Consider the following 10,493-nt stretch of genomic DNA (forward strand, 5'->3'; position numbering starts at 1 on the left):
TGGGCGATCCGCTCCGCGCGCCGAAAACGCTGCGCGGATCGCCCATTGCACCACCGGCGCACCCGCGCCAATCTGACCGCCGGGCTCCGGCTTCGGGTGGATGAAGAATGGGGGTCACAGCACTTGAATGCTCGTTTTGTTTGGATGGAAGGGTAGCAACCGGTCAAATGCGGTGGGGACGGTCCTGCTTGAGCGCGTACTCCGCAGCCATGGCGTCCCCATTGGGGGAGTGCTTCTCACTAAAGGCGACCTTCCATGCCCGCCCGCGGGTGGCCTTCGCTCCTCGCCGGAATTGTGGGCCCGGAGGCGGGCACCGACATTGTAGGTCCAGCCTACGTCGGAGCGCCGGCGCCCGATCCCGTCGACACAAGGAGAAAGACGAAACCGGGCCGCTCCGGGGCCGTCTGCTGGGTCACATCATGCGAACTGGCGGTGATCATGCCAAACCCTCGCGGTTTCTTCGCCGGTGATCAGGCTGGTGTCGAACTGAACGTCGCGTTGGGTGTCGGCTTGCATCATTGTGTCACTATGCGCAGCCCATGCCAAGCTGGAAGGAATTCAGCGAGCGCTGATCGAGGCGGTTATCCGGGAGGACGACCTGGTCACCGGGTCCCGCGAGTGGCGGCTGTTCCGTTTTCCGGTGCCGCTAGGATCTCGGGCGCCGATTTGCCGGGGCGGACCTTCGCGGCTGAAATCTCGCTTTCCAAAGGTGGACGATTTGAGAAGGGTTTTCCTGCCGGAGCGTACCCACGGTGACCGCGCCCGGCTTTAGCCCTGAAGCCGTGGATCCAGCGCGAAGCGTTCCTGATCGACGTCTCGCAGCAGTTCGTCCAGTGCGTCCGCTTCGAAGATCAGGTTCCAGCTATGCCGAGTAACTGCGGACGGGATGAGAACAACCCCATTGGAGCGCAGCAACTCTGCGCCGAATACCTGCTGATTGCGCCCCGAAGTGATCGGCATCAGCCAGTTCGGGTTTGGTACCTCATCGGGAGGGACCACGTGGATGCGCTCGGGATCGGTGATGACGGCGGAGGTCAGCACATGGTGCAGTGTGTCGAGGACGCGGAAGCGTTTGTGCAAGGCGACCTCGAGAGCCGCCGTGGCGGGGTCGAGGGAGGCGCAAACGGCACGCACGCCCGGGGGATTCCATCGACCTCCGACGCGAAAGGCCCCTTCACCAGTTTGCCAGGTAGACGCGTGGCGCTTCAGATCGATCCTCCAAAGACGGAATTCGCCGCTTGCCAGGGGCGGCGCTAGGGGCGTCAAGTATAGACCCCGTACTCCAGCCGCGTCAGATACTCGCTGACCGCTTCCACGCCTGCGGACGTCGCCAGCGGCTCAAGCGGCTTACGGTTCTCGAGGCCGATGGCCGGCTGGGTCAGCCACTCCTCTGCCGCCCCCTCCGAGCCGAGGACCTCGGTCGCATGCGCAAAGAGTTCGGCAAACCGCCAGGCACGGCTACTTTGCTCCACGCTCAGCAGCTGGCGGGCGTTCCCCGACTTGTAGCGCTGCAACGTACGGATACTTAGGCCGATGGCATTCTGCAAAGCGTCCCCTCGTTCCAGGAACGAGAGCGACGACACAAGGTGCAACAGGGCATCGGCCGGAAGCCCCTTGAGCAGCAGCTCGTGCACATCCAGCGAGTTCCGGACTCGCGCGTGGATGGCGCTCTCGCCGCCGAGAAGTCCAATCGCGCTGCTGACGTCGCTTGCACCGATCACCGCTTCCATCTCGAGTCCCGTATGCGACAACTGACGCAAAATATCCGCCTGATGGCGGCGCTCGTCAAGCTGGGGCCGCGAATGCAGCAGTCTTTGGTCTTCCGAAAGGCCCGGAAGCCTCGGCCAAGCGACTTTCTCGGAACGAAGAAAGCCTACCAATGCCGAGGAGGCTTCCTCTGCTGAACAATATTGCCGAGAGGTCTGGTCAGACGTCTAGCGAGGCTTCCGCGGGCGCGTCCTCCTTGTCGACGGCGAGGCGACGCTGCCCAAGGATCTCTGCGATAAAGAGCGCCGGTCGTACCAGAAAACGCGCATGTTATTGCCCCGTTAGCCGCCGGGGAGGTGGATCCGCGAAGAACGGTCTTATCCTACGGAATGCCAACCGTCAGCCCGGCCAGGACGAATTTTCCCAACAAGTGATCCGCGGGCTGAGCAGTTCGTCGAAGGTCTTGGGGAAGCGCATCGCAGACCGCTGCGTGGACTCGGACGAGGTCTACATCCGCGTGGCGCTAAGCCATTTCTTTCGGCGCGGCCCGGGTAGCGCGTTTCACATGTTCATGGTCGACGCCCGAGGCGCTTTCCTAGCAGGCCGTCATGGATGCGGACCGAGCGACCTCGTCTTAAGGTCGTAACTTCCGGTCCGTTGAAACCGGCAGCCGAGATCGGCAATTTGTTACAACGCAATCCGGCAAGTGCTATACAGACAAGGGAAATATCTTGTCAGGCGAGCGGCAAAATCCCCCGGGAAACTTCGGTGCGGATCGAACCTTGTGGTATTGACGGAAGCGTCCTGATCGAGTTGACGAACCTGGTTCTGGAAACTCGCTCCGAGGCCCTCGGTCGTCGGTTGAATCAGGAGAGTGCGATTGAGCTACGCAGGATGACCCCTGTTTTGAACGCGTATTACTTGAACCTCATCAAGGGCCATAACAAGCGCCCCGCGGCATCGAGGCCGCTCTCGCGGGGAGGCTGGACCATGTTGAGAACCGCCTCTTGGCCGAGGAAGCTGCCGCTGAAGTCTAAGTTCAGGAATGGATCAACGACACTCATTCAAAGGGTAAGCTCCGCGCGCCCACTTCGGTGGGCTTCATTCGTGGGATTCACCGTCGCTTCTACGAGGCGATGCCCCCGGAGCATCTCTTCGTAGAGCACGCAGGCTGACCGGGATACCGGACCTACTGAGACTCCTCACCGGGACGCGCCGTGCGTCCCGGGCGCCCCTTCCTCGAACGGCGAAGGTCTGGTAAAACTCCATTAACTTTCGAATATTAGATCACTGAAGAGCCGACGAAAGGGCGCCAAGTGACCAATACGGAGGGCGTCGTGCAGACGTCCGCCTCATTCTTCATCGACATCGACATCGAAGCCAGTTCGCTCGTTCATAGCAGCTGGCCCATTGAAATCGGGGTGGCGCGCATCGAGGAAGGCGTCATCGTTAGTGAAGGACGCCGGATTTGGACATACGCATCGGGTCCATAGAGTTCTGGCTTCCGGAGAGTGAAGCGATCCACGGGATCGGCCGCGATGACCTGGACGCGGAAGGCAGCTCGACCGACGAGGTCCTCGACTGGTTTCGGGGAGTGAACAACGGCATCGCGATCAGCGACGCGCCGGAATTCGATGCCCGATGGCTCGGCCGACTTCTCTCGCTGACAGAGGAGCCGCCGCAGGTCCAGATGCTGGACTTCTTCTCCTACGCGGCAATGGTGCTGCCTACCACCGGAGCGTTCCAGAGGACCGTGGACCACATGAAGCAGACTGACGTGCCGCACCGGGCAGAGCCGGATGCAAGGCGAATGGCGCAGGCCGTGCTGGAAGGAATGAAGGCCTAAGCGATCTCGCGCTCGCGCTTACGGGCGCGGGATAGGATCACTTCGCAGCCAACTCCTCAAGCTCGCGAAAGGCAACGCCGGGTTTGTCGCCGGTGAGTTCACGTTTGCGTTTGACCTTGATCGCGTGAACCGTAACCCTCGTTGAGGTCGGGGGAGAGTTTGAACGTGTCGCAACAAAAAATCTCAAGCGATACTTGTAATCTGTCGGGTTTTCTGGCCGCAAACTCGCTGGCGGATTACGACGCGCTGCTGCAGAAATCAGATCAGGACCCAAACTGGTTCTGGAATGCAGTTGTCAGACACTTCGCTCCGGTCTTCCGCATGGCGCCAACTGCCATGGCAACACCGGGCGACATCTCGAACGGCAAGGAATGGCTGCCCGGGGCGGTGATGAACATCGCGGACACCTGCCTGCGGATCGATGGGGACCGGTTCCCTGCGACCGATCCAGCAATCGCCTGGGAGTCTGAGGATGGCGATGTCACAATCTGGAACAGGCAAAGGCTGCGCGACGAAGTCGGACAGGCCGCTCAAGGTCTTTCTGCGCGCGGCGTGGGGAAAGGCGACCGGGTTGGCATTCTGATGCCCATGCTGCCGGAGACCATCGCGGCATATCTTGCGGTGGCAAGTCTCGGCGCGGTTGCCGTGCCTCTCTTCTCGGGCTACGGCGCCGATGCGGTCGTCCAGCGTTTGTCCGATGCGGAAGCGAAAGCCTTGATCACCGTCGAAAGCACGCGAAGACGGGGACGCGACATCGCGATTATCGATGTCGCCCAAGCTGCACTTGCGCGCGTGCCGACGCTGTCGACCCTGGTCGTCGTCCTACAAGCAGGGTCGCAGTACAAACCAGAGGGTGATCAGACGATCTCATGGCGCGCGCTGACCTCGCAGGGCAGCCTGGCGGCGCAGCCCTGCGACGCCGAGACACTCCTGATGGTGGCATACACGTCTGGCACATCGGGCAAACCGAAGGGCACGGTTCACGCCCATGGTGGCTTCCTTCTGAAGGTGCTTTGCGACCTGGGTCTGCTGCTCGACATCCGCTCCGGCGACCGCGTCATGTGGATGGGAGACTTCGGATGGCTCACCGGGCCCATTTTGGCGGTGGGCGTTTTGTCCGTCGGCGGCTGCCTCGTGCTTGCCGAGGGCGCGCCGGACTATCCATCCGAAGATCGCGTCTACCAACTTCTCGAAAAGCACCGGGTCTCCGTCTTCAGCCTCTCGCCGACGTTGGTGCGCTCCCTCATGGTCCGGGAACTCACGCCGGAACCTGAGACCGATCTGTCATCCCTCCGGGTGATCGCGTCGACCGGGGAGGCATGGAGAGGCAGCGCGTGGGCCTGGTGCGCCGAACATTTTGGGCGGAACGGTGCACGGATCCTGAACTACACCGGCGGCACGGAAATCGGCGGGACGATCCTCTCGGGAAACCTGCTCCTCGAGGACGTTCCCGGCAGTGTTGGCAAACCGGCGCCCGGCATGGGCGCCATGTCACTGTGCGAAGACGGGACACCGGCCCCGATTGGGGAAGTCGGCGAATTGGTCCTTGGTCACAGTTCCCCTGGGCTCTCCCGAGGTCTGTGGAAAGCTGAGGAAGTCTTCCGGGAGACTTACTGCAAGCGGCACCCCGGCCGCTGGTCCCATGGCGACCTGGTGGAGCGAGACGCGGCTGGATACTGGCACATGAAGGGCCGCCGCGATGACGTGATGAAGGTCGCCGGCAAGCGGATCGCGGCCGCCGAGGTTGAGGCTGTGGCCGCGGCCGTGCCCGGGATCAGCGAGGTCGCAGTCGTGTCGGCCCCGGATGACGTCAAGGGCGAGCGCATCGTACTCTTTTGTATTCGCACCTCCGGACAGCAGGTGGCGCCTGCTGAACTGTCGGAGGCGGTGGCGAACAGTTTCGGCACCGCGTTCCGGCCCTCCGAGATCCACTTCGTCCCTGATTTTCCGCGCACCCGCACGAACAAGGTGATGCGTAACATCCTGAAAAGGATTGCTGCAGGAGAGGAGTTCGATGCGTCGCATGTCGCCAACGCCGACGCGCTCGACGCAATTCAGACTGCTCTCGCCGACCAACGACGCTCTGCCGACGATCCGTCGCGGCACTTCGCATAAACACCAAAGGGAGGAAATCTTGGTGAAATACGTAGCCCTCTCCGCGCTTGCCGCGGCCCTCGTTGCCAGTCAGGCTGGCGCCGAAACACGGTTGCAGCTGGGTCATTCGCTGTCTCAGAATTCGCATTACCAGGCCGGCGCGCAGGTATTTGCGGACCAGGTCGAGGAGAAGACCGAAGGCCGTTACGTGGTCGAGATCGTGCCCGCCGGCGGTCTGGGAAGCGAACGGGAAATGGTTGAAGGTGTCCAGCTCGGCACCATCGACCTCGTCCTGACCTCGCTCGGTACCGTGGGCAGCTTCGTGCCGGAGACCGGTGTGCTCGACCTGCCGTTCTTGTTCGAAGACCTCGAGCATGCGCGCAAGGTGATCGATGGCCCCGTCGGCGAACAGCTCATCAAGGCAGTCGGACAAAAGGGCTTCAAGCCGCTGGCATGGGCCGAAAACGGCATTCCCGGCTTCATCACCAAGGGAAACCATGGCCGCGCCGCTCGTAATCTTGATGTGTGGCCTCCTGCTCGTCGGTGTGCCGATTGCTGTGGCCGTCGGAATGGCCAGCGTACTCACCGTCACTTTGTTGAGCAGCCTGCCGCCGGTCCTGATCGGCCAGCAATTCTACGTGGCCATCGACAAGTTTTCGCTGGTCGCGATCCCGTTCTTCATCCTCGCGGGCAACATCATGGAAGCCGGCGGGATATCGCAGCGGCTGATTGATTTCGCCAAGGCCATCGTCGGCAATATCAGAGGGAGCCTCGGGGTCACCTGCGTGTTGTCATGCATGATCTTTGCCTCGGTTTCCGGGTCCGGAACCGCCACGACCTTTGCCATCGGGTCAATTATGATCCCGGCTCTGCGCAAACATGGCTATCCGGCTCCATGGGCGGCCAGCCTGCAGGCGACTTCCGCCGAGCTCGGGGTGATCATCCCTCCGTCAATTCCCCTCATCCTCTTCGGGGTGGCGGCCGACGTATCCATCGGCGAGCTCTTCGTCGCGAGTATCGTGCCCGGCCTGATCGTCGGCGGCATCCTGATGACCTTCGTGCTGATCTGGGTCCGTGTTTTCGGGAAGGATGTGGACGAGGACGTTGAGCGGCTGTCGCTGGCGCGTGCGGGGCGTCGAGCCACCTTCGCGCTACTGATGCCCGTGATCATCCTCGGCGGTATCTATGGCGGGATCTTTACGCCGACCGAAGCCTCCATCGTAGCGGTCTTCTATGCCCTGTTCGTAGCGGTCGTGGTCTACCGGGAACTGAGTGTCGGAGACCTTTGGAAGGTATTGCGACGTACGGTGATCGGGTCGACCGTCATCATGTTCATCATCGCAGCGGCCGGATTGTTCGGCTTTCTCGTCAACCGCTCCGGCGCCCCGGCAATGGTCACCGGGTGGCTGATCGAAATGTTGGACGGGCCGGTTGCGTTTCTGATCGGAGTGAACCTATTCCTCCTCGTCATAGGCATGTTCATCGAGGGCGCCGCCGCGATCATCGTGCTGGCGCCGATCCTGACCCCCGTGGCGGTGGCCTTCGGAATCGACCCGGTACATTTCGGGATCATCATGGTGATCAACCTCGCTCTGGGTTTCATCTCGCCGCCCTTCGGCGTCAATCTCTTCGCGGCCAGCAACGTCGCCGGCATATCGGTCGACAGCATCTACCGCGCCGTCCTACCGTTCATCATGGTGATGCTGGTTGCGCTCGTGACGATCACCTTCGCACCGCAGCTGACCCTCGGCATGCGAGACCTCATCTACCGATGACGCTAGGCGCGCAGTCCGATTTCAAGAGCCTGTGCGCCGGATTCAGAGCATCCACGGGTTGTCGAGAATCACACGTATCTCGATGTGCCGGTTTTCCTTGTCCGAGAACGGTATCCTGTGCAGGTTGATCGGCCGGGTGTCACCGATCTCCGGGACAATCGCCACCTCCGAGCCCCTTGATCACGCAATCACCCTCGATGCGGGCGAGGTGTGGAGAGCTTTTCCATGACAGGAAGAAGCTCGCACTCGACCGCAATGATCCTGAAGTCTTCTGGCGAATGGAGTTCTGTAACCCCTCCCATGGCCCGTACTCGCTCCACACTTTCGAAAAGATGTGAAAATTTCTGCCCATACCCGTCGCGAAATGGCTCACTGGGAAATCCTTCCCGCATGATGGGCTCGACCCAACTGTTCACCGCTACGAAGTAGTAGGTCAGCGTTTCCTCGGAGCAGGGCGCTTCAGAGGCTAATTCGACGACTTGTCGCTGGATAGCCTCGAGAATCCCGGGCCGGATACCCTGGCTTCTCAAGCAGCCACAGCGCCTTCAGTGCGGCCAGGCACGCGTCGTTTTCTGCGTCCGCCTGGAGAGCTTCGACTTCATCGCGCGGCTTGTCGCAGCTGACCACGCAGTGGGGCCAGATCTCGGCCGCTTCGTCCTCGCATCGAAGATCTACGACACTGACCCCGAAGTCGAGGTCGGTCTCGCTGATGACGACCAGCCCATTGCCATTGGGGAGTCTGGTTGTCACCACGTCTCCCGGCGCGCCTTTGCGTTCCGCGTCGGCGCGGTGCATCGCCTCGACATGCGTGTCGGTGACGATAATGCTTAGCTTCCCGACCTCGGACAGGCCGGCACGGGCCATCTGTTCCAGATTGTCTGACGTCACCAGGACCTGGTCATCGAAGTAGCCCGGCGCTCCGAACGTCAGTCGGTCGATTGGCCGGCTGGTGGAGCCGAAGCCGCCACCATCATCGAGTGCGAAGTAGATCGGGATGAGGGTGGTCGGTGTCGTCTTCGTCATGTCTGGCTCCCTGGTTCTCAAAGACCAGATGCCACGTGGCCTGCAACACACGGGTTCAGAGCGTGATGCTCGCCCAGCGATCTCCGTCTTCGGCGACGATCTCGGCGCCCGCGTTCTGTGCAAGCCGCAGCATCGGCCGGTTATCATGCGAAAACGATGCCTCGATCCGGTGGACACCCATTTTCCGGGCGTGCTCGATAACAGCAGCAAAGAGCTCGCGCCCAAAGCCGCGGCTCTGGTAGGCATCCTCTACCGAGAGCGCCACCTCGGCGTCCACCGCGGTCGTCTTGTAGAGCTCCGCTACTGCCCGGGTCTCTCCGTCGGCCTCGACCCCCAGCAAGAGGTCCGGGCTCGCCGAACGGGAGCGTTCGCGCAGCCAATCGTCGCCCACGCCGCCGTGGAAGCGTCCGACCCGAGAGCGCAGGCTCAGCCGTTCCCAGTGCTGGAGTAGGGTGGTGGCGGCCCGCTTCAGGGGTCCCTGTGCGAGGACCTTCGGGCTCTGAATTCCTGCTGACGCCATGACGGCACCTCGTTTCTGCAATGCAGAAATATGCAGGAGGCGGCGGGCTCGATAGGGCAGTGTGGGGCACCTGCCATGCGGCAGGTGCATGCTTTCCTCACGGACCGGCAGGGCCGTCCAACTCGTCGTCCGGGACGATGAGATCGAAAAGGCTCCCCATCACATCGCGGGTGATCTCGGACTGGATGGAGGGGGCATCGAATTTCTGCGCGCGGCGATACAGGATCGAGTGCGCCTCGGGCATGTCCGCGAACTCCACCTCTTCTTCTTCGGCCAGGGAGCCCACATCCCGGGAGGCAAAGGAAACGTACGCGCCCGGGATCATCTCCAGGTCCACCTGCAGCTGCTGAATGGCGGACGAATCCATGTGCCGCGCCATCATCGCCACGGCACGGGCCCACTGGCGCGTGGAGCGCTCGATCTCGAATTCGTCCTCGTTCATCATGGTGAGCATCTGCCCGTGGTCGAGCTCCCAGCTGCCGTGGACCTCGTCGCCCGGGATACCGTAAGTCCTCGTCTTGCGGCGGCGGTCCTGGAGATTGACCTCGAAGTTCCCGGGGGTCGTGCGCATCACGACCCCATTCCCATTGGGCAGCTTCTGGCAGACGGCCCCGTCCTCGAGGATGGAGGCGACAGTCTCGGCCTCCTCGACGGTATCCAGAAGCCAGATGTCGATGGCGCCTTGCTCATCGAGACCATTGGCTTGCAGCTTCAGAAGGTTGTCGCTGTTGACGTAGACGTAGCCGTCCAGGATGCGCGGCTTCACGACCGTGACATCGGGGCCACCGTGCGTCCGACCCCGGTAGTAGAGCGGGACGACGGTGTGGGTGATGGGAACTGTCATTCGGGGCTCCTGGACTCTAAAAATGACTCTGAAATCGGCGCGGCCGACTTACATCCGCATTTCCATGCCGGCCTGCTCGAGGTCGTGCTCGAAGCTCATCTCCTCGGCCACGTCGCGCAGCTCCATCTGCGCTTCCACCCCGACTTCCTTGGCCATGTCACCCAGACGACGCGCGAACCTGTTCATCTGGGCCTCAATCTCGTCGTCAGACATCGAGAACCCGTAGTAGCGCTCTTCGGTGAGGTGCCAGCTGCACCGGACCTCGTCTTCCACCGCGCCGATCTCGTGGGCCGGCTTCCGGCGATCATTCAGGGTGATCTGGTGCTTCAGCGTGGGATCGCAGGACAGAACGAGGCCGTAACCAAAGGGGTTCTGGTAGCACTCGATCTGCTTGTGGGGACGCTCGCTCAGGCCCACGGCCAGGGCACGCGCCTCAGCCAGCGTATCCATGAGGTAGATGTCGATCTTGCCCACCTCCGCGAGACCCGCGTCACGGAGTCCGCGCAGGTTGTCGCGCGTCACCGGCAGCGACGACCGAGAGTCTCCCTCGTCCAGGGTAACGCTGCTGTGACCCCCATTCTTCATCCACCCGAAGCCGGAGCCCGGCGGTCAGATTGGCGCGGGTGCGCCGGTGGTGCAATGGGCGATCCGCGCAGCGTTTTCGGCGCGCGGAGCGGATCGCCC

10 protein-coding genes and 1 pseudogene are annotated in these 10,493 nt (G+C 62.2%); 4 read left to right on the forward strand and 7 right to left on the reverse strand.

What is annotated here, in order from left to right; all coding sequences use genetic code 11:
* Window positions 1-768: 768 nt before the first annotated feature.
* The gene (locus ACXYMW_RS19335) at window positions 769-1,266 is read right to left on the reverse strand and encodes an RES family NAD+ phosphorylase (protein ID WP_459036966.1); all 498 of its coding nucleotides are present in this window, start codon (window positions 1,264-1,266) and stop codon (window positions 769-771) included.
* Complete coding sequence (gene parS / locus ACXYMW_RS19340) at window positions 1,263-1,730, reverse strand: type II RES/Xre toxin-antitoxin system antitoxin (RefSeq protein WP_459036967.1); 468 nt, start codon at window positions 1,728-1,730, stop codon at window positions 1,263-1,265. The genes ACXYMW_RS19335 and parS overlap by 4 nt, the downstream gene beginning before the upstream one ends.
* A 1,445-nt stretch (window positions 1,731-3,175) precedes the next feature.
* Here parS and ACXYMW_RS19345 point away from each other — a divergent pair.
* The 4 genes and pseudogenes from ACXYMW_RS19345 (at window position 3,176) to ACXYMW_RS19360 (ending at window position 7,422) form a co-directional block, all read left to right on the forward strand.
* Window positions 3,176-3,553, forward strand: a complete 378-nt coding sequence (locus tag ACXYMW_RS19345) for a hypothetical protein (protein WP_459036968.1) — start codon at window positions 3,176-3,178, stop codon at window positions 3,551-3,553.
* 165 nt (window positions 3,554-3,718) lie between these two features.
* Window positions 3,719-5,668 carry an AMP-binding protein gene (locus tag ACXYMW_RS19350; protein WP_459036969.1) on the forward strand — a complete coding sequence of 650 codons (1,950 nt, stop codon included), beginning with the start codon at window positions 3,719-3,721 and terminating at the stop codon, window positions 5,666-5,668.
* Window positions 5,577-6,125 (forward strand): annotated as a pseudogene (gene dctP / locus ACXYMW_RS19355) (TRAP transporter substrate-binding protein DctP); the annotation flags it as partial. The gene ACXYMW_RS19350 and the pseudogene dctP, both read left to right, overlap by 92 nt.
* A gap of 91 nt (window positions 6,126-6,216) precedes the next feature.
* On the forward strand, window positions 6,217-7,422 hold the full coding sequence (locus tag ACXYMW_RS19360; RefSeq protein ID WP_459036970.1) for a TRAP transporter large permease: 1,206 nt from the start codon (window positions 6,217-6,219) through the stop codon (window positions 7,420-7,422).
* Between the two features lie 42 nt (window positions 7,423-7,464).
* Here the strand turns inward: ACXYMW_RS19360 and ACXYMW_RS19365 are convergent, their stop codons facing one another.
* The 5 genes from ACXYMW_RS19365 to ACXYMW_RS19385 form a co-directional block, all read right to left on the reverse strand.
* Window positions 7,465-7,587, reverse strand: coding sequence for a hypothetical protein (locus tag ACXYMW_RS19365; RefSeq protein ID WP_459036971.1), 123 nt, complete (start codon window positions 7,585-7,587; stop codon window positions 7,465-7,467).
* Window positions 7,588-7,881: 294 nt separating this feature from the next.
* Window positions 7,882-8,445: a hypothetical protein gene (locus ACXYMW_RS19370; RefSeq protein ID WP_459036972.1), complete on the reverse strand. Its 564-nt coding sequence runs from the start codon at window positions 8,443-8,445 to the stop codon at window positions 7,882-7,884.
* Between the two features lie 55 nt (window positions 8,446-8,500).
* Window positions 8,501-8,965 (reverse strand): GNAT family N-acetyltransferase, encoded by a 465-nt coding sequence (locus ACXYMW_RS19375; RefSeq protein WP_459036973.1) that lies wholly within the window; start codon window positions 8,963-8,965, stop codon window positions 8,501-8,503.
* Between the two features lie 97 nt (window positions 8,966-9,062).
* Window positions 9,063-9,809, reverse strand: coding sequence for a hypothetical protein (locus ACXYMW_RS19380; RefSeq protein ID WP_459036974.1), 747 nt, complete (start codon window positions 9,807-9,809; stop codon window positions 9,063-9,065).
* A gap of 48 nt (window positions 9,810-9,857) precedes the next feature.
* On the reverse strand, window positions 9,858-10,331 hold the full coding sequence (locus ACXYMW_RS19385) for a hypothetical protein (RefSeq protein WP_459036975.1): 474 nt from the start codon (window positions 10,329-10,331) through the stop codon (window positions 9,858-9,860).
* Between the last annotated feature and the right edge of the window lie 162 nt (window positions 10,332-10,493).

The sequence above is a fragment of the Roseivivax sp. CAU 1761 genome, from assembly GCF_054482755.1.

What these genes read in the sequence shown, in the direction of transcription:
- ACXYMW_RS19370 (WP_459036972.1), bottom strand. Translation starts at nt 8,445, where the DNA reads ATGACGAAGACGACACCGACCACCCTCATCCCGATCTACTTCGCACTC.
- ACXYMW_RS19375 (WP_459036973.1), bottom strand. Translation starts at nt 8,965, where the DNA reads ATGGCGTCAGCAGGAATTCAGAGCCCGAAGGTCCTCGCACAGGGACCC.
- ACXYMW_RS19380 (WP_459036974.1), bottom strand. Translation starts at nt 9,809, where the DNA reads ATGACAGTTCCCATCACCCACACCGTCGTCCCGCTCTACTACCGGGGT.
- ACXYMW_RS19360 (WP_459036970.1), top strand. Translation starts at nt 6,217, where the DNA reads ATGGCCAGCGTACTCACCGTCACTTTGTTGAGCAGCCTGCCGCCGGTC.
- parS (WP_459036967.1), bottom strand. Translation starts at nt 1,730, where the DNA reads ATGGAAGCGGTGATCGGTGCAAGCGACGTCAGCAGCGCGATTGGACTT.